Here is a 17,173-nt window from a genome sequence, read left to right as displayed (position 1 = left end):
GTAGTATCCATTCATGGAGAGTAAGTACTCAATAAAAGATTTAGAACACCTCACTGGCGTCAAGGCCCACACGATTCGTGTATGGGAACAGCGCTACGATGTGGTTACTCCCGAGCGTACCAGCACGAATATTCGTTATTACAAGGATTCCGATTTGAAGAGACTCCTGAACGTTGCCGTGTTGGTGCACAGCGGTATGAAGATTTCTAAGGTTGCGGCCTTGTCTGATGCCGAGCGACATACGCTAGTGCTAGATTCCTCGAAGTATCAGGGCAATTACGAAAGCCAGATCAATGGGCTCAAGATTGCGATGTTGGAATACAACGAGGTATTGTTCGACCGCATCCTTACGAATTCAATAGCAGCTGTTGGCTCCGATGAAACCTTCACCAAGGTGGTCGGTGGCTTTATTCAACAAGTTGGAATCCTCTGGCAGACCAACACCATTAGTATCTCCCACGAACACTTCGCTTCGAATCTCATCAAGCAAAAGCTGTATGTGGCCATAGATAGATTGATGGAAGGCTCTACACAAGAGGAGGGGAAGACCTTCCTGCTTTACTTGCCAGCAGATGAGCTGCATGAGCTCGGACTACTATATCTGAACTACATTCTAAAGAGTAGGGGACACAGAGTGATCTACCTAGGACAGTCTCTGCCGCTCGATTACATCACCGAGGTATTGGACAAGGTTCACGTAGATGCGCTAGTGAGCATTTTCACGACCAACCCATACGAAGGGGATCTTCATCATTATTTCGAAAAGGCTACCGAACTCATTGGTTCTAAGGAGTTAGAATGGTACTGTGGTGGTCGCCAAGTGCAGTTCTTCGAGAGAAACGGTCTCGATAAGCGCTTCATTCTCTGTAAAGACGTAATGGAGATGCGCACGGAACTCACTGCTAATCAGCATTAAGACATATTGTTTAACTGTTTGAGCAAAAATATTCAACAAAATATATTGATGTTCCAACAAATTGTTTAACTTTGACTTGCTTTTGTTAAACAAAACTACAGACGTCATGTCAAACGCAGAGTTCGGGTCGCTTATTAATGAACATCATCAGTTTCTCAAGCAGTTAGCCCTCAAGCTAACCAAGCGCTTGGATGATGCAGAAGATCTTATTCAAGAAACGTTTTACAAGGCCATTAAGAATCAGGACAAGTACCGCAACGGTACCAACCTGAAAGGGTGGTTGTACACCATTATGAAGAACACCTTCATTAACAACTACCGCAAGAAGAAGAACCAAAACACTTTTGTTGATGAAACGGACAACAGTTACTTCATCAACTCAACCGTATCGACCAAAGATGTGAATACCGACAGCTTGGTTGATCACGAATTTGTGATGCGTCAGATAGAGTCTATTGAGAAGAACTATCTCGAGGCATTTATGATGCACTATAACGGCTACAAATACGAGGAGATCTCTGAAATCTTGGACATCCCTCTAGGCACTGTAAAAAGCCGTATCTTCTTGGCAAGGAAGAAAATGATGGCCAAGCTTAAGGACTATCGCATCAAATAAACCATGAACAAACCATCAGCCATAGTAATCGGGAGCGGGTTCGCCGGGCTTTCCGCAGCTACAACGCTTGCCGATAAAGGCTACGACGTTACGGTATTAGAAAAAAATGAGCAAGCCGGTGGACGAGCTAGAAAGTTCAGTTCACACGGCTTTACTTATGATATGGGACCAAGTTGGTACTGGATGCCCGATGTGTTCGAAGACTATTTCGGACGCTTCGGCAAGAAAGTATCAGACTATTATGAGCTCGAGAGACTCGACCCTTCGTACCGGGTCTACTTTAAAGATGGTCCCGAAGATCTACCCGCAGATCCTGAAGCACTTTACGCGATGTTCGATTCAATCGAACCGGGGAGTGGGGCGAAGTTAAAACAGTTTTTAGATGAAGCGGCCTACAAATATGAAGTAGGAATTAAGGAATTGGTGTACAAGCCAGGTCGCTCCATCATGGAATTTGCAGACATGCGGGTGTTAAAAGGCCTCGTCCAAATGCACCTGCTTACTTCCATGAAGGCCTACATCCGCAAGTCTTTTTCCAGTCCCAAACTCATTCAATTACTCGAGTTTCCAATTCTCTTCCTCGGCGCGATGCCGAAGAATACACCGGCTTTGTACAGTCTGATGAATTATGCCGACATGGCCCTGGGCACATGGTACCCAAAGGGCGGCATGCACAAGATTGTAGAAGGAATGGTGAGTCTGGCCGAAGAGAAAGGTGTGAAATTCGTGTACAACAGTGAGGTGCTGCGTTGCCATTACGAAGGAAACAGTATCTCGGAAGTCGTGACCATTTCATCCAATTACAAAGCGGATGTCATAGTTGCCGCTGGCGATTATCATCACATGGAGCAGCGCGTACTTCGCAGAGAGTCACGTGCTTATTCCGAAAAATATTGGGATTCAAGAAAACTCGCTCCAAGTAGTTTGCTTTACTATTTGGGCTTAGACCGAAAGGTAGAGGGACTCTTGCATCACAATCTGTTCTTCGACAGTGATTTTGATGTACACTCTAAGGCTATTTATGAAGATCCACATTGGCCTGAAGACCCACTGTTCTACGTTTCAGCTCCTTCACTCACAGATTCTACAGTAGCTCCGGAAGGAAGCGAAAACATGTTTATCCTGATTCCGGTAGCTCCAGATATGAAGGAAACCGAAGAGATTCAGGAAAAATACTTCCAAATTGTGATGGATCGATTGAAGTCACATACTGGAATTGATTACAGAGACCACGTCGTTTTCCGAAGAGACTATGCCTATTCGGATTTCGTGAACGACTATCATGCCTTCAAAGGCAATGCATACGGATTGGCAAATACGCTAAGTCAAACGGCTATTTTAAAGCCTAAGATGAAGAGTCCTAAGGTGCCAAACCTTTACTACACCGGACAATTGACTACTCCGGGACCTGGTGTTCCACCAAGCCTGATTTCAGGTCAGGTTGTTGCCCAAGAGATTGAAAAAGACCAATTAAAGCGTACAGCATGAAAGCCTTGTTTGACCAACTGTCTTTTCGCACGAGTAGGATTGTAACCCAACGTTACAGCACATCATTCACCCTTGGTATCCTTGGGTTGAAGAGCGAACTCCACGATCCAATCTATGCCATCTATGGATTCGTTCGTTTTGCCGATGAAATTGTAGACACCTTTCACGAGTATCCTAAAGAGAGATTGCTCCAGGATTTTAAACGTCAGACTTATCAAGCAATAGAAGATGGAATCAGTTTGAATCCCATCCTCAATAGCTTCCAATCGGTTGTAAGACAATACAACATTGACCATGACCTTATAGAGACCTTCTTGCGCAGCATGGAGATGGATTTAGATCCTACCCGCGAGTACGACAAGGAGATGTACGACACATACATTCTTGGTAGTGCCGAAGTTGTAGGGTTGATGTGCCTTAAGGTTTTTGTAGACGGAAATGAGGAGCGTTACCAGCACCTGAAGTCGTCTGCCATGAAGCTGGGCTCAGCATTCCAGAAAATCAACTTCTTGAGAGACCTAAGCGCAGATTTCCATCAGTTGGGCAGAAGCTACTTCCCAGACGTTGATTTGGGCAACTTTGACGAGGAAGCTAAACGCAGAATTGAAGCTGATATAGAGGCGGATTTTGCTGCAGGCTTCGAAGGAATTAAACAATTACCTAAGGGTTCGCGTTTTGGAGTATATATCGCTTATGTGTATTACTACGCACTCTTCGGTAAAATCAAAAGAACGTCCGCATCGGTGGTGTTTAAAGAAAGAATCAGAATTCCGAATAGAAGAAAGTATCGACTGTTCGTGAGTTCTTACCTTCGCCACAGTTTTAATTTGCTCTAATAATTCAAATACATGGCAGAACTCGTTATCCTGGTCGACGAGCGTGATCAACAGCTCGGACTGATGGAGAAAATGGAAGCCCACCGCAAAGGACTACTTCACCGAGCATTTTCAGTATTTATTCTCAATTCTAAGGGCGAGATGATGATTCATCAACGCGCCCTTCACAAGTACCACTCAGGAGGATTGTGGACCAACGCATGTTGCAGTCACCCTAGAGATGGCGAAACCATTATTGAAGCGGGACACCGTCGTTTGATGGAAGAAATGGGATTTGATACCGACCTAGAAAAGGTTCTAGAGTTTACCTACAAGGCCGAGCTAGACGGAGGCCTAACAGAACATGAGTACGACCACGTGATGGTCGGGCATTTTGAAGGTGAACCAAAACCGAACCCTTCCGAAGTCGCTCAATGGAAATGGGTGAATGTTGATGATCTGAAGAATGACATCGAAAAGAGACCCCAACGATACACTGAGTGGTTCAAAATCATTTTCGATCGATTCATTCAATCTGTAAATGTATGAAGGTTACCGTAAGTAGACATGCGCACTTTAATGCCGCGCACCGCTTGCACAACCCTAGCTGGTCGATGGAGCAAAACGATGCTGCCTTCGGCAAGTGTAACAATCCGCATTATCACGGTCACAATTACGAGCTAATCGTATCAGTGACCGGTCCAATTCAACCTGAAACAGGCTACGTAATGGACATGAAAGAGCTCGCGGATCTGATTGAGGAACACGTGGAGAAAAAACTCGATCACAAAAACCTCAACGAGGAAGTCGAGATTTTCAAAACGCGAATTCCAACAGCAGAGTGGATTGCCGTTACCATTTGGGAATGGCTGCGTCCACACATCACGAACCAATTATCCTTAAAGGTGAAGTTGTATGAAACACCAAGAAATTTCTGCGAATTCAGCGGCCCGCAAGAGTAATCACTCTATTGCCGACGAGATTTTGCAAATCGTAGATAAGTCAGGCGACGACCACGTAGGTACTTCGAAGGAAACCCCTTTGCGTCCTGATGCATTTGATATCTCAGATGCCGAGAAAGTGGATTTAATTGAAGGAAAGTTCAGAGACATTCTGCACATCCTCGGAATGGACCTCAACGATGATAGCCTTTCAGGTACACCGCGCAGAGTCGCTAAAATGTACGTTCAGGAGGTTTTTCAAGGGTTGAATCCAGCAAACAAGCCAGAAGCAAAGCTTTTCGACAATAAATATCAGTACGGTGAAATGCTCGTTGAACGCGATATCACCGTCCAGAGCTATTGTGAACATCACTTCGTACCCATTCTAGGGAAGTGTCACGTGGCCTACATCTCTAGTGGAAAGGTTGTTGGTTTGAGCAAAATCAACCGCATCGTGAAGTATTTCTCTAAGCGCCCACAAGTGCAAGAGCGATTAACGGAGCAGATTGCAGAAGAACTCAAGAAAGTACTTCACACCGAAGACGTAGCGGTCTATATCGATGCCGAACACCTTTGTGTTTCAACCAGAGGAGTTGAAGACTGTGGTTCGAGCACGGTAACAACCCACTACAGCGGGGCTTTCGAGAAGAAGTCTACACGCAAGGAGTTCTTACAGTACGTAAAGGGCTAAGGCTCAGTGCAGTGAAAAAATGAACATTTCATCTGTTTGGTGAGAGGTTCTTTTCATTGTATCCTTGGACTACACTTGACTCACAGAAATACTTCATGAAAACCCTTCGCAAGCTTTTTAAGCCTTCGTGGAAACACAAAGAGTTTAATCCTGAAAAGGAGATAAAAGCCCAGAACAATACAACGCCAGACTTGGTTGAAGAATATGATTCAGCCCTCACCGAAATCGAATTGCGCGACAGATAAACGCGTGAGATAGAGTAGGGCAAAAACATTCCTCCTCTATGAGTTCTGTAGCTCTTTTTTGGCATCGACGAGATCTCCGTATCCATGACAATGCCGGACTTTTTAAGGCGTTAAGCGCCGATACTCCCGTTCAGCCTGTCTTTATCTTCGATTCGTCCATTCTCGACAAGCTCGAGGATAAGGATGATGCTCGTGTATCATTCATTTACAGAGAAATTCAACGGCTAAAGTCAGAGTACGAGCAGCTCGGCGCCTCTTTACTAGTAAAGTACGGCGATCCGCTTAAAGTCTATGAAGAGCTTCTCCAGGAGTTTGACGTAGAAGCGGTTTTCACCAACCGCGACTATGAACCCTACGCCCGAGAACGAGACAAGTCTATTCATCAGTTTTTAAAGAAGAATGATGTTGACTTCATCGGAGCCAAAGACCATGTCATCTTTGAGAAGTCTGAGGTTGTAAAGGACGACGGCGATCCGTATCTGGTGTACACTCCATACAGTAAGAAGTGGAAAGCTGCCTTGCAAAGCGATTCGTTTAGGGCCTACGACACGTTAGATTTAGCTGAAAATCTGCATCAAACAAAGCCATTTAAGCTATTGGAATTGAGTGATATGGACTTCGTTCCGTCTACAATAGAGATTCCGGCTAGGCAGTTTCCCGAGAAGATCATTGATGGATACGACGAAACGAGAGACATCCCATCGATTCAAGGAACCTCTAGACTGAGCGTGCACTTACGATTCGGTACCATTTCCATTCGTGCGCTTGCCAAATTCGCTCAAGAACACAACGAGAAGTACCTAAACGAGCTTATTTGGCGCGATTTCTATCAAATGATTCTCTTTCATCATCCCGATAGTCCGGATACGGCAATCAAGTCCAAGTATGACAACATAGAATGGGAGCACAATGAAGAGCATTACGATGCTTGGTGTGAGGGTAAAACGGGCTACCCGCTAGTAGATGCCGGGATGCGCGAATTGAACGAAACCGGATTCATGCACAACCGCGTGAGAATGGTTGTGGCAAGTTTCCTCACGAAGCATCTGTTGCTCGATTGGCGCTTGGGAGAAAGGTATTTTGCCCGCAAGCTGCTCGACTTTGAATTAGCTTCAAACGTAGGAGGGTGGCAATGGGCCTCAGGCAGTGGTTGCGACGCCGCACCTTACTTCAGAATATTCAATCCCGAATCTCAGTTGGAGAAATACGATAAGGATTTGAAGTACGTGAAACGCTGGGTTCCCGAGTATGGAACCAGTTCGTATCCCGAACCTATCGTCGTTCATAAGGAAGCTCGTGAACGCGCGCTAGACCGCTACAAATCAGGGTTGAATTAATCGTAAGACTTACTTGCCGCCTTTCTCTACATCCTCCTGAACCTCAAATCCAAAGAGGCCATTTTCCTTGATGATGTTGTCTACATAAGCAGGTAGAGCACCTTCCCAGCCGTCTTCACCCTGACGAATCTTCCTCAAGACTTCTCTGGAGAAAATGTGAAGAATCGATTCATCGAAGTCGTCAATATCAACGATACGACCGTTGTAGATCAAATAATCGAAAATCGGACGGAAGCGAGGGTGTACCTTCAAGTTCTTGCTAGTCGTAAGCTTTGACTTGGCTGTAGGCTTGAACGGATATACGTAAATCTTGATATCCTTTGAGAAAATCTTACCGAAGGCCTCGAGGATTCCGCCATTCAAATTGCGGTAGTATTTCTCATTGAAGATTTCCTCCAGGTTTGGAATACCCATGATGAGGCCCGATCTGCGCGGTGTGAATCGACCGAAGTAATCGACTAGTTTGTAGTACTCCTGGTAATTCGAAATAAGTACAGTCTGACCTAAAGAACAGAGGATTTCCGCTCTGTCTAGGAAGTCCTGCTCATCGATTTCACCTTCGGAGAGTAGGTTGTTAAGCGTGATTTCGAAGAGAACTACGAGTTTATCTCGTTCTACCTTGCGTTCCTTTACGAACATGCGGTAGCCCTTCTTAATCATATCGATATTCACCTTAGTTACTGGGCGGAAAGATCCGCGTAAGGCGAGCACGTTTTTCTTGTAAAGTACCTCGGCTGGAAGAAGGTTGTTCCCTTCAGGTCCGAAGATTACAGCGTCTGTAAATCCATTCTTGATGAGCTGAAGGCTCATGAGGCGGTTGTCGACATTCTCAAAGTCTGGACCCAAGAAGTTGATCATATCAACCTCAATAGCATCCCTAGAGATATTGTCGTAAAGCGAATGAAGAAGTTCACGTGGATCATCCCAAAGGTGGAACGCTCCATGAATGAGGTTTACCCCCATGGCACCAATGGTCTCCTGCTGATACTTGGCCTCGTTTTCATGCATTCTAATGTGAATGATGATTTCGTTTGGCTCCTTCTCAGGCGAAGTCTGGAAGCGCAATCCCAACCATCCATGACCCTTAAAGGTCTTTGCGAAGTTGATGGTGGCAACCGTGTTGGCAAAAGCGAAGAAACGCTTATCTGGATGCTTTTCTCGATCCAGACGTTCTGTAATCAAACCGTACTCATGGTCGAGCATCTTTCTCAATCGCACTTCCGTCACATAGCGGTTGTCCTTCTCCTTACCGTAAATAGCATCGGAAAAGTCCTTATCGTATGCCGACATGGCCTTTGCGATGGTTCCGGAAGCTCCTCCGGCTCTAAAAAAGTGACGAACGGTTTCTTGACCAGCTCCAATTTCGGCGAATGTGCCGTAAACATTCGGGTCAAGGTTGATGCGAAGCGCCTTTTGGGCGGGGTTGAGGACAATGCGATCCATGTGTGTTGCTTAGTACAGTCGTACAGAGTCAAAGGTAACGAGAATGTAAGTGTTTGTCGAGAATTTTGCATGTATTTTTGACCTATGGAATTAATTCTCACCGGCACAGGAACTTCTCAAGGTGTACCAGTAATTGGCTGTAAGTGTGAGGTTTGTACTTCCTCAAACCCCAGAGATCGACGGTTTAGGTCAGCCGCCATTTTCAGAGATCGTGCCTCCGGTTGGGCCGCTGCTATAGATTGCGGACCTGACTTTAGGCAGCAAATGCTTGGAATTGAGCAGGATAAGCTAGAACACATTTTGATGACTCATGAGCATATGGATCATGTGGCTGGTATTGATGATGTTCGAGCCTACAACTTTACCGCTGGAGTTACCATGAATATTTGGGCTACGGAACGAGTACAGAACCGGCTAAAACAACAATTCTCCTACGCGTTTCACCATGAACCATATCCCGGCGCGCCAAGAATTAATTTGAGAGATCTGCCCAAATCGGAATTTAGCCTGAACGGTATAGCTGTGATACCGCTTCCTGTATGGCATGGCAGTTGGCCTGTACATGGCTTTCGAGTTGGAGATGTTGCCTATATCACAGATGTAAATGGCATTGATAATGAAACTCTGCAGAAACTAACTGGACTAAAATTTCTTGTGCTCGGAGTTTTACATCACGAACCGCATCATTCCCATTATCACTTGGACAAGGGCATAGAGGTGGCGAAATCAATTGGTGCTGAAATGACCTATTTCACCCATATTTCCCACAGAATGGGGTTAGAAGCTGAAATGAATGCAAATCTTCCCGACGGAATTCAGTTGGCACACGACGGACTCAGAATTCCTGTGACCCTATGATTCGGTCTTGAAATACTCTCCTTTGTTGAAAATCCCAAATGCGCGTCCTTGAAGTGGTTTTCCGAGGAAGGGTTGGTTGTACGCTAAGCTTTGTGAGTCGGCTTTATTGGCAGTCCAGCTTACCTTCGAATCGAATACGGTAAGTTCGGCCGGTGCACCTTCTACAATTTCAATCGGACCAAGGTTATACGCCTCGCGTGGTCCGTGTGAAAGACATTGAACCCAAGTCTCTAACGTGATTTCTTTGGAGAGCTCTGCGCCATATAGACCAAAGGCTTGCTCAATGTAGGCCATCCCAAAGGAAGCGTGTTGGAATTCGCATTTTTTACGCTCGACGTCCATAGGGTTGTGATCTACCGCGATGGCGTCAATTGTACCATCGTTCACTCCGCGGATCAGTGCTTTGCGGTCTTCTTCGCTTCGAAGTGGCGGTTGGACTTTATAGAAGGAGTCATACTCGTGAAGGGCAGCATCGGTGAGAAGTAAGTTGTAGAGATTTACATCGCACGTGATATTGAGGCCGTTGGCCTTGGCTTGACGAATTCGTTCTACTGAGCCTGCCGTTGATATTCTCGACAGGTGAAGGGATCCTTCGGTGTACGCACAGAGTTCTATATCGCGCGCCACAATGAGTTCTTCACTCAAGTTGGGAATGCCTTTTAGACCGAGATAAGTTCCTGTATGCCCCTCATTCATTTGGCCATCGTTCGCAAGCTTTGGTTCGAAAGGAAAGTCGACGACTGGCATTTGGGCTGTCTTTGAATAAAGCAGCGCCATTTTGAGGAGGTTCGGGTTGGTGACAGGGTTGTGATTATCCGAGAAGGCTACAGCTCCGGCTGAGAACATGTCGAACATCTCCGTCATTTCCTCTCCCTTCATATCGCGAGATAGCGCGCCGATAGGGTATAGGTTGACCGGGAGTACCTGTCCCTTGGCGTAGATATATTCGATATCGCTTTTGCTCTGGATTACAGGCGAAGTGTTAGGAGTCAGGCAAACTGTGCTGAAACCACCGCGTAAGGCGGCCATCGAGCCAGATTGCAGGGTTTCGCGTTCTTCTTGTCCCGGATCTGCGAAGTCTGAGTGCATTTCAACCCATCCTGGGGAAATGGAAAGACCTTCTAAATTGACTTCTTCTTCATCATTCTCTGCTTCTAAAGCCTCGCCAATGGCGGTAATTTGCTCGTCCACAATTCGAATATCAACAGTCTGGCCGTTGTACGGAGAGCGCGGATCTACTACCTGCGCTTTGCGAAGAAGAATGCTTGTCATGACCGCAAATTTAACTTTTTGGTTGTCGCCAGAGAATCATTTCTAAAAGAAGAACACCTACCACGGCAAGAATCCACCATTTTGAATCCTGTCCTTCGCCCTGCAAGCTTGCAAGTACCTTGGAAATGTCGGACTTGTTATCAATTTCAGAAATGGTGTGTTCGTATCCTTTTTCACTGAGTTTTCCTGAGAGTGCATCGCTTGTAAGTAAAGCAGGGTTGCTTTCTGCAGAAGAGGTATTCAAAGCGATTGTTTCAATAGCCGTATTGTCTTTCCACAGGATTGCAAAACCAGGGTCGAGTTCTGTTGCGTAAAGATTGATTTCGGTTCGGACACCCATACTGCGCTGTTGGGGAATGACTTCTACCGAATCTTGTTTCAACATAACTACCTGATCACTGCCAGATTCCTCATGTTCAATTAAGAAGCTAGTCGCAGTCCCGAGCTCAAATGAATACCATTGAGGCTGACCTTTGAAAATGGCCATTTGATAGAGTAGTGGGACATACAGTTCACTCCAGCCATTCTGATCGGCAACGGGGTGGGCATTCCACTGATAAATTTGTCCAAATCCACGTTGATACCTCACGAGGCTTGGGCTACCAGAGGCAGACTGCAATAGATTTGTTCCACCTTGAATTCTATAGTCATCCGCGATCGGGAAGTGCGTGTCGAGCGTCGGTAATTGAATCCTCTTTGGGTCTTCATAAAAGACTCCATAGTAGAACGCATCGCCATAATTCACCTCAATGTTCGAGATGTTCACCGTATCTGCTTCCCCGTATTTACTTATGTTCAAGGTTGATAAGTCCTGTTCTGAAGGCCCGAACGGTAGGATGAGTGCAGAGGTGCCACTTTCAATTGCTTCATTTAAGCCACTTGCCAATCCACTTGGCCAAGCTCCTCGGGTGCGATCCAGCACAATCAAGTCGAAATTAGAAAGTCTGCCGTATGGAATTTGAGCGTAGTTCACAGACTCAAGCACAACGGCCGAATCATTGATAAGCTCAGTTAGAGGGAGGGTGGCAGAACTAGCATCGTAAATGTGAAGCATGCTTAACTCCGATCTCACGTTGGCAGTGAGGAAATACGAGTCATCATAATTGATGGCATCGTCCTGAATCCTCAACTCTATAGTCTGAACATGATTGGAATTTACTTGGAATGTGATGCTAGATTCCAAAGAAGACTCAGCTTCAACCAAATGTGATTTTGCGCCACGCAATTCGCCGTTCACCCATAGCTCTGTCGGAACATCAGAATCTTCATCACCATAGTTCACAAGGGAATAGCCAAGTTCTAAGGCCTGATTAGGAAGGATTACGGGCGAATTCACCCAAGCTGAATCTATAGTCAGATTCGCCGCTCTTCCCACGGGTTGAATGAGGACCGGCAGTAATTCTATTTTGAGGTCCGATTCATCGAGGTCATCCAAGGTGACTTCCTGGGCATCCGTGAGCATGTAAACCTGCGCTGTATCTGTGATGCCGTAGGTAGAAATTCTACGCATGACATCCTGCCAAGTAAGTGAATTCTTCGACGGCTGGATTCCACGAACCGCTTTTCGAGCCGCAGTCGCGTTTAGGGGGATGGCATCAGCACCCTCACTACTTGCAGAAATCACGTGGAAGGTGGCATTTGGATTCTGATCGATGATGTTATCCGCGGCTTCAAGGGCTACAACCCACATCGGACCTGTGCTCGCCTTGCGCGTCATGCTAGGAGAGTTGTCTACGTAGATTACAACTTCGCTTCTTTGCTTCGAAAGTTGATCTCCAGAAGGGATGAAAGGCAGAGCAAACGCCAAAGTGAGCAACGACCAAGCTAATATTCGAAGTAGCAGAATTAGCCAATGGCGTACTCGCTGTTGTTTTCGGGCCGACTTCTGCACGTTCTTCAAAAACCGAATGTCGCTGAAAAACACGGTTTTGTAACGCTTCAGTTGAAGAAGGTGAATGATGATTGGGATTGACACCCCCAACAAGCCCCAGAGCAAAGCAGGATTAAGAAATTCCATGTAACAAACTTAAGGGGCTGTGGTGTCTTTAGCAACGGGCATAAAGCCATTGGACGTTAAAAAGTGAATAGTGGTGTCCGTCAATTCTCGAACTACTGAGCTATAGCGACCGTTGGCAATCACGTGTGAGTTAGCCGCTAGTTCAATGAATTGCTTATTCGGAACGTCCAATTGACTATAAAATTCTCGCATGTGCGGAACGCTTACCGCATCGTCTTGCTTTTCTTCACTTTCGTACCAACATGCCACCATCACCGGTACATGAATTGACCTCACAGCCTCTTCATCAAATCCAGTTTCTACTAATTCTTGCATTTCTGGAAGTGACTCTACCCGGTAATAGCGGTACCAGAATTTCTCGTAGTAGGGGTCAGATATCTGCAAATCCCTAAAATTGGAATTGAGAACCATTCTTGCGATTTGCTCACCCCAAGGGTCGTTAAGTAAAAATGCTGCGCCATCATTGGGCATCACGTTCGGAGAATAGTACACCAGCGCCGCGATTCGTGAATCTAATTGGGCTAACCGCGTGGCGAGTGCTCCGCCTGTAGAAGTGCTCACTACAATTACCGAATCGCCAATGGCCAAGGCCTTTTCGAGACCTCGAACAGCGCTGTGCCAGGCAGAATCGGCTCTGAATTCCATTAATGGATTATCTGTAACCAAACCGTGGGCGTACAGTCTTGGTGCTACCAGGTTGTAGCCAAAATGCTCGTACAATTGGGAGTGGACGGGGTTTCCTTCTTCTGGACTTGCGCTGAATCCGTGTAGGTAGAGTATTGAATATGGTGTGGCTTGACCTGAGAAGCGAAGCAAAGTCTCATTTCCTTCTTTCACACCTTTTGGATCTAAGTTGGACTTCGTGAGAAGGTTCTCAGCGTCGATGTTTCGAACAACTGTCCCCGAATAATTCGGAGTATCGGGTGTTGGTCCCGATAAATATACCACCACCAGGATGACGAGAAGGAGAAGGAAATAATGCTTGGCTTTCATTAAAATAGCTTGGTAATAACTACATCAGTGAGCATGTAGTGAAACTCTAAACCGGGATTCACATTGACTTGCAGTGTGCCCCGAACGGAAATTACATCATCTGTTTTTAGCTGGGGAGGTGTGTCCGTGAAGGTCAATCCCATCACGGTTTCGGGGCCTGCGCCTCCACAAAAGAAACAGGAACTAAAAGCGAACGCTGAGAGGACGTAAACTTCTCCTGAAACATCGAGAGGAATTACGTAGCCCGTAATTATAACTTCTTGATTGTCAAGCGCCAATATCTCTTCTGAGAACTCGGCCTTCAAACTCCATTCGCTTCTTTCCCTATCATAGAATTCGACGAAATCAACATCTTCTAAATCAGCCCACTTGATAGTCGTCTGAGCAACGGATGAAACGCTGACGCATAGGCAGAGTAGTAGGGTTGAAATTCTCATCCTGCAAGTTCAGTGTTATAGAGCGTGAAAAAGAAACTTCCAGGCTTGGCCTGGCCTAGGACGAGTTTTCCTTTCAAAATAACGTATTGATCCGTCAGCAGATGTGGCGGCGAACTATCGAAGAAAAGCTGAATAACCGTTTCGGGACCTGCATTGCCGCAAAAGAAGCATTGCTGCAAGGGAAACTGAGAAAGCACATAAGTCTTCAATTGAACGTCTACAGGAACGATGTAGCCAATTATCAAAACCTCTTTGCCATCCCAAGCCTTCAACGCTTCCGGGTATTCTGGATTTACAAACGCCCCATCTTCATCAATGTCGTAACCTGTACCCGTAAAGAGGGTCCATTCCAAAGTCATTTGAGCGTTACTCGAAAGGCTGAGTAGTAAAGTGAATAAAATGAGGTATTTACGCATTCTTTAAGTTCTTGTGAATGGTGGTTTTGAAGATACGAATGACAGGTGGAATGGCAATAATCAATCCAAGTATAATAGCAACCGCAAGGAGCTTGAAGTCGGTAGAATTCATCACTTCAAATTGAAGCTCGAGGCCATAATCCACCGCAATCGTAGGAGACAAAGCGTATATCGTAAGTTTGATGAATAGCATACCTACTACCCATGCGCTTCCAAGGAGGAGCAAGGTTTGAGTCCAGATGGTGAGCGCTAGTCGGAACGGGCTCAATCCAAATACACGAAGTAAGGTGTGATCAAATTGTTGAGCACGCACCGTTTCGTGGATAGTAATCCCAATACTCAAGCCGCCAAGAAGCAGAAATAGTGCGCTTAGGGCGATGAATGCCGACTGAGTATTCCCGAGTAGGGCGTGGATTCGATTCACTTCGATACTCGGCAATACGGCTTGGAATGTTGATTTTGAGTTTATTAACCTTGGCAACTGAAAGAGTGCCATAGGTGATGTAGTTTCTATAAGCGCCGCAGTAATCTCCTTGCTTTCCTCGTCAGAATGGTGAACATGCCACACGCTTGAAAGACTGGTGAGTAAGATGCGATCCGCAACTGTGCCTGTATTCTCGTAAATACCAACTACCACATAGTCCTCTTCGTGCTCGTGTCCGCTTTCAGCGTTGCCGTGCTGACCGTGAAACGTGCTTCCGACTTTCAATCCCAATTCCGCAGAGAGTGCTTTAGAGAGAGCAACCTCCATTTCATTCTCGGGAAGCTTGCCTTCTGTCGGGTTGAGTGAATAAAGATCCGACCAGCTTGCGTCGGCCCCAAGTATTCTTCGTCCCTTGTACACGTCGCCGTAGGAAATACGTGTAACGCGCTCAATCATTGGGTTTTGAGCGTATTCGTTGACTTCCGAAAGAGAAATGTTTCCGGTTGGATTATCGATATGGTAAACGTTCGCCAGTAGGCCTTGTAACGGCGATCCTTTGGCACACCAAATTTGGTCGATAGAGGAGAGGTCATTTACAAGCTGGGCGTCGGTACTCTTTTCAAACGTGAAAAATCCACTTACTAAGGCCAAGCCGATGCACACCATAGCCCATTGAATGAATAGTCTTGATCTGCGGGTCCAAACCTGTAGAAAGCCTAGTTTAAACGTGTTCATCTGTCTCATTTTCCAAAGTTTATGGTGTTGGAAAAATGCGACTTCACTCTGTTGTCATGCGTTACGATCAGCACACCGATATTTAAATCGGCTACGAGTTCATCAAAAATGGACAGTATAGATTCGGTGTTAACGTCATCGAGTGCACTGGTGGGTTCGTCTGCCAAGAGGAATGAAGGGCGGGTAGAGAGCGTGCGAACAATAGATAGACGCTGTAATTCGCCTACGGAGCACTCTTTGGGCTTCCGATTTAATAAATGGTCGACATGAAGCCTATTGGCTAATTCGGCAATGTGATTGGAATCGAGCTGGTGTTTCTGTGCAAAGGCAGGTAGGCTAAGGTTGTCGGAAACGCTCAACTCATTCAAAAAGTGGTTGTTTTGAAAAACTAGACCTACATTTTGGGCTCTCAGTTTGTCTCTTCTTCTTTCGGATGTACCTTTTAAACTCGTTTCTCCGTAGTGAACATCGCCTTTTTGAATGGCTAAGATGCCAGATAAGAGCTGGAGCCACGTACTTTTGCCAGAGCCGGAAGGTCCAATGGCGGCAAGTACTTCACCGCGATTTATTCGACCGTCAGGAAACGAAATCGTATTCGTCTGGTTATATGAATAGGAAAGTGAATTCCACTCGAGTTTATCTATCATGAAAACAAATCTAAAACAAGAAAAGGTCTTAGTACTAGGTGCACACCCAGATCCTTCTCGGTATGCCTATCGCGCAGCGCATATGTTAAAGGATGCAGGGCATGATATTGTTCTAGTGGGACGTAGAGATGGATCGGTAGCTGGAAGTGAGATTCAACGCGAAATTCCATCCTTTGCGCCCGGCGAAATCGACACCGTAACACTTTACGTGAACCCTACCATTCAAGAGGGTTATAAGTCTGTGGTTGAGGCACTTCAGCCGAATCGTGTAATCTTCAATCCAGGAACAGAGAATCCAGAATGGATGATAAGCCTCAAGGCAAAGGGGATTGAGCCAGATGTTGCTTGTACACTCGTTCTCTTAAGTACTGGACAGTATTAAAAGAACACGACAATGGCCTTGTACAAGGCGTAGGCTCCATAAATTATTTTGAGTCCTGTTCCGGCAAGGAACCCTATAAATGATCCAACGGCGGACTTCATGGCGCGGTCGGAATTTCTTTCATGAATCATTTCGCCTACGAATGCACCAATGGCAGGGCCGATAATAATTCCGATTGGTGCGAAGAACAGCCCGAGAATCAATCCGACGGTAGAACCTCGTATCCCAGCTTTCGTTCCTCCGAACTTCTTTGTGCCCCAAACGGGAATGTAATAGTCTAGAGCCGTTATGACGCCCGCTATTATGGCCATCCAGATTAAAAATGTATTGGAAAAATCTACGGTTTCAGAGAAGGAAATCACGAGTAATCCTGCCCATCCGAGGGGTGGGCCAGGTAGGATAGGCAAAATACTTCCGGCAAAACCGGCCAGTAGAAGTGAGAACCCTAAGATGAAAAGAACTATGTCCATTTGGGGGTATTTTTCAGGGAGTAATGATGT

The 17,173-nt window shown here is 45.9% G+C and carries 20 protein-coding genes; 11 read left to right on the top strand and 9 right to left on the bottom strand.

All coding sequences use genetic code 11. The features are described from left to right. Positions 1-13 precede the first annotated feature (13 nt). The 9 genes from F8C67_RS01655 to F8C67_RS01620 all read left to right on the top strand — a co-directional run bounded on the left by F8C67_RS01655 (position 14) and on the right by F8C67_RS01620 (position 7,049). Positions 14-916 carry a MerR family transcriptional regulator gene (locus tag F8C67_RS01655; protein ID WP_151666047.1) on the top strand — a complete coding sequence of 301 codons (903 nt, stop codon included), beginning with the start codon at positions 14-16 and terminating at the stop codon, positions 914-916. Between the two features lie 106 nt (positions 917-1,022). Then, positions 1,023-1,532, top strand: a complete 510-nt coding sequence (locus F8C67_RS01650) for an RNA polymerase sigma factor (RefSeq protein WP_151666046.1) — start codon at positions 1,023-1,025, stop codon at positions 1,530-1,532. Positions 1,533-1,535: 3 nt separating this feature from the next. After that, positions 1,536-3,020 carry a phytoene desaturase family protein gene (locus F8C67_RS01645; protein ID WP_151666045.1) on the top strand — a complete coding sequence of 495 codons (1,485 nt, stop codon included), beginning with the start codon at positions 1,536-1,538 and terminating at the stop codon, positions 3,018-3,020. Further along, the gene (locus F8C67_RS01640) at positions 3,017-3,856 is read left to right on the top strand and encodes a phytoene/squalene synthase family protein (protein ID WP_151666044.1); all 840 of its coding nucleotides are present in this window, start codon (positions 3,017-3,019) and stop codon (positions 3,854-3,856) included. Before F8C67_RS01645 ends, F8C67_RS01640 begins: the two co-directional genes overlap by 4 nt. Before the next feature lie 12 nt (positions 3,857-3,868). Further along, positions 3,869-4,384, top strand: coding sequence for an isopentenyl-diphosphate Delta-isomerase (gene idi, locus F8C67_RS01635; protein WP_151666043.1), 516 nt, complete (start codon positions 3,869-3,871; stop codon positions 4,382-4,384). After that, the gene (locus F8C67_RS01630) at positions 4,381-4,797 is read left to right on the top strand and encodes a 6-pyruvoyl trahydropterin synthase family protein (RefSeq protein WP_151666042.1); all 417 of its coding nucleotides are present in this window, start codon (positions 4,381-4,383) and stop codon (positions 4,795-4,797) included. The genes idi and F8C67_RS01630 overlap by 4 nt, the downstream gene beginning before the upstream one ends. Further along, positions 4,751-5,467 (top strand): GTP cyclohydrolase I FolE, encoded by a 717-nt coding sequence (gene folE / locus F8C67_RS01625; protein ID WP_151666041.1) that lies wholly within the window; start codon positions 4,751-4,753, stop codon positions 5,465-5,467. Before F8C67_RS01630 ends, folE begins: the two co-directional genes overlap by 47 nt. A 95-nt stretch (positions 5,468-5,562) precedes the next feature. Next, a complete protein-coding gene (locus F8C67_RS14255; RefSeq protein ID WP_170266312.1) occupies positions 5,563-5,712 on the top strand; it encodes a hypothetical protein in 150 nt (49 codons plus the stop codon). 38 nt (positions 5,713-5,750) lie between these two features. Continuing rightward, complete coding sequence (locus F8C67_RS01620; protein ID WP_151666040.1) at positions 5,751-7,049, top strand: cryptochrome/photolyase family protein; 1,299 nt, start codon at positions 5,751-5,753, stop codon at positions 7,047-7,049. A 9-nt stretch (positions 7,050-7,058) separates the two neighbouring features. Here the strand turns inward: F8C67_RS01620 and F8C67_RS01615 are convergent, their stop codons facing one another. After that, positions 7,059-8,492, bottom strand: coding sequence for a TonB-dependent receptor (locus tag F8C67_RS01615; protein ID WP_151666039.1), 1,434 nt, complete (start codon positions 8,490-8,492; stop codon positions 7,059-7,061). An 84-nt stretch (positions 8,493-8,576) separates the two neighbouring features. On the opposite strand from F8C67_RS01615, the gene F8C67_RS01610 reads away from it, so the two are divergent. Then, the gene (locus F8C67_RS01610) at positions 8,577-9,350 is read left to right on the top strand and encodes an MBL fold metallo-hydrolase (RefSeq protein WP_151666038.1); all 774 of its coding nucleotides are present in this window, start codon (positions 8,577-8,579) and stop codon (positions 9,348-9,350) included. Here the strand turns inward: F8C67_RS01610 and F8C67_RS01605 are convergent. From F8C67_RS01605 to F8C67_RS01575, 7 genes are read right to left on the bottom strand one after another with little or no spacing between them, the layout of a single operon-like run. Continuing rightward, complete coding sequence (locus F8C67_RS01605) at positions 9,345-10,622, bottom strand: dihydroorotase (RefSeq protein ID WP_151666037.1); 1,278 nt, start codon at positions 10,620-10,622, stop codon at positions 9,345-9,347. The two genes, F8C67_RS01610 and F8C67_RS01605, sit on opposite strands and share 6 nt — an antisense overlap. 10 nt (positions 10,623-10,632) lie before the next feature. Beyond that, positions 10,633-12,639, bottom strand: coding sequence for a vWA domain-containing protein (locus F8C67_RS01600; RefSeq protein ID WP_151666036.1), 2,007 nt, complete (start codon positions 12,637-12,639; stop codon positions 10,633-10,635). A 9-nt stretch (positions 12,640-12,648) separates the two neighbouring features. After that, on the bottom strand, positions 12,649-13,632 hold the full coding sequence (locus F8C67_RS01595) for an alpha/beta hydrolase (protein WP_151666035.1): 984 nt from the start codon (positions 13,630-13,632) through the stop codon (positions 12,649-12,651). Continuing rightward, positions 13,632-14,069 (bottom strand): DUF3299 domain-containing protein, encoded by a 438-nt coding sequence (locus tag F8C67_RS01590; protein WP_189660804.1) that lies wholly within the window; start codon positions 14,067-14,069, stop codon positions 13,632-13,634. The genes F8C67_RS01595 and F8C67_RS01590 overlap by 1 nt, the downstream gene beginning before the upstream one ends. Then, positions 14,066-14,485: a hypothetical protein gene (locus tag F8C67_RS01585; protein WP_151666034.1), complete on the bottom strand. Its 420-nt coding sequence runs from the start codon at positions 14,483-14,485 to the stop codon at positions 14,066-14,068. The genes F8C67_RS01590 and F8C67_RS01585 overlap by 4 nt, the downstream gene beginning before the upstream one ends. Beyond that, positions 14,478-15,653, bottom strand: a complete 1,176-nt coding sequence (locus F8C67_RS01580) for an ABC transporter permease (protein ID WP_151666033.1) — start codon at positions 15,651-15,653, stop codon at positions 14,478-14,480. Before F8C67_RS01580 ends, F8C67_RS01585 begins: the two co-directional genes overlap by 8 nt. Further along, positions 15,650-16,291 carry an ATP-binding cassette domain-containing protein gene (locus tag F8C67_RS01575; RefSeq protein WP_151666032.1) on the bottom strand — a complete coding sequence of 214 codons (642 nt, stop codon included), beginning with the start codon at positions 16,289-16,291 and terminating at the stop codon, positions 15,650-15,652. Before F8C67_RS01575 ends, F8C67_RS01580 begins: the two co-directional genes overlap by 4 nt. Between F8C67_RS01575 and F8C67_RS01570 the strand changes: the two genes are divergently transcribed. Next, complete coding sequence (locus tag F8C67_RS01570; RefSeq protein ID WP_151666031.1) at positions 16,290-16,673, top strand: CoA-binding protein; 384 nt, start codon at positions 16,290-16,292, stop codon at positions 16,671-16,673. The two genes, F8C67_RS01575 and F8C67_RS01570, sit on opposite strands and share 2 nt — an antisense overlap. Here the strand turns inward: F8C67_RS01570 and F8C67_RS01565 are convergent. Continuing rightward, entirely contained in the window at positions 16,670-17,143 is a 474-nt protein-coding gene (locus F8C67_RS01565) for a DUF456 domain-containing protein (protein WP_151666030.1), read from the bottom strand. The two genes, F8C67_RS01570 and F8C67_RS01565, sit on opposite strands and share 4 nt — an antisense overlap. Positions 17,144-17,173 lie beyond the last annotated feature (30 nt).

It is taken from the genome of Phaeocystidibacter luteus (assembly GCF_008933115.1).
Taxonomy (GTDB): Bacteria; Bacteroidota; Bacteroidia; order Flavobacteriales; family Schleiferiaceae; genus Phaeocystidibacter; species Phaeocystidibacter luteus.
Note: the sequence above shows the minus strand (reverse complement) of the source record. Positions and strands in the feature narration are given on the sequence as shown.

Excerpts from the sequence above, each read along its gene's own strand:
- F8C67_RS01620 (WP_151666040.1), top strand. The coding sequence starts at position 5,751 with ATGAGTTCTGTAGCTCTTTTTTGGCATCGACGAGATCTCCGTATCCAT.
- F8C67_RS01655 (WP_151666047.1), top strand. The coding sequence starts at position 14 with ATGGAGAGTAAGTACTCAATAAAAGATTTAGAACACCTCACTGGCGTC.
- F8C67_RS01640 (WP_151666044.1), top strand. The coding sequence starts at position 3,017 with ATGAAAGCCTTGTTTGACCAACTGTCTTTTCGCACGAGTAGGATTGTA.
- F8C67_RS01630 (WP_151666042.1), top strand. The coding sequence starts at position 4,381 with ATGAAGGTTACCGTAAGTAGACATGCGCACTTTAATGCCGCGCACCGC.
- F8C67_RS01600 (WP_151666036.1), bottom strand. The coding sequence starts at position 12,639 with ATGGAATTTCTTAATCCTGCTTTGCTCTGGGGCTTGTTGGGGGTGTCA.
- F8C67_RS01605 (WP_151666037.1), bottom strand. The coding sequence starts at position 10,622 with ATGACAAGCATTCTTCTTCGCAAAGCGCAGGTAGTAGATCCGCGCTCT.
- F8C67_RS14255 (WP_170266312.1), top strand. The coding sequence starts at position 5,563 with ATGAAAACCCTTCGCAAGCTTTTTAAGCCTTCGTGGAAACACAAAGAG.
- F8C67_RS01650 (WP_151666046.1), top strand. The coding sequence starts at position 1,023 with ATGTCAAACGCAGAGTTCGGGTCGCTTATTAATGAACATCATCAGTTT.
- F8C67_RS01580 (WP_151666033.1), bottom strand. The coding sequence starts at position 15,653 with ATGAGACAGATGAACACGTTTAAACTAGGCTTTCTACAGGTTTGGACC.
- folE (WP_151666041.1), top strand. The coding sequence starts at position 4,751 with ATGAAACACCAAGAAATTTCTGCGAATTCAGCGGCCCGCAAGAGTAAT.
- F8C67_RS01565 (WP_151666030.1), bottom strand. The coding sequence starts at position 17,143 with ATGGACATAGTTCTTTTCATCTTAGGGTTCTCACTTCTACTGGCCGGT.
- idi (WP_151666043.1), top strand. The coding sequence starts at position 3,869 with ATGGCAGAACTCGTTATCCTGGTCGACGAGCGTGATCAACAGCTCGGA.
- F8C67_RS01590 (WP_189660804.1), bottom strand. The coding sequence starts at position 14,069 with ATGAGAATTTCAACCCTACTACTCTGCCTATGCGTCAGCGTTTCATCC.
- F8C67_RS01575 (WP_151666032.1), bottom strand. The coding sequence starts at position 16,291 with ATGATAGATAAACTCGAGTGGAATTCACTTTCCTATTCATATAACCAG.
- F8C67_RS01585 (WP_151666034.1), bottom strand. The coding sequence starts at position 14,485 with ATGCGTAAATACCTCATTTTATTCACTTTACTACTCAGCCTTTCGAGT.
- F8C67_RS01615 (WP_151666039.1), bottom strand. The coding sequence starts at position 8,492 with ATGGATCGCATTGTCCTCAACCCCGCCCAAAAGGCGCTTCGCATCAAC.
- F8C67_RS01570 (WP_151666031.1), top strand. The coding sequence starts at position 16,290 with ATGAAAACAAATCTAAAACAAGAAAAGGTCTTAGTACTAGGTGCACAC.
- F8C67_RS01595 (WP_151666035.1), bottom strand. The coding sequence starts at position 13,632 with ATGAAAGCCAAGCATTATTTCCTTCTCCTTCTCGTCATCCTGGTGGTG.
- F8C67_RS01645 (WP_151666045.1), top strand. The coding sequence starts at position 1,536 with ATGAACAAACCATCAGCCATAGTAATCGGGAGCGGGTTCGCCGGGCTT.
- F8C67_RS01610 (WP_151666038.1), top strand. The coding sequence starts at position 8,577 with ATGGAATTAATTCTCACCGGCACAGGAACTTCTCAAGGTGTACCAGTA.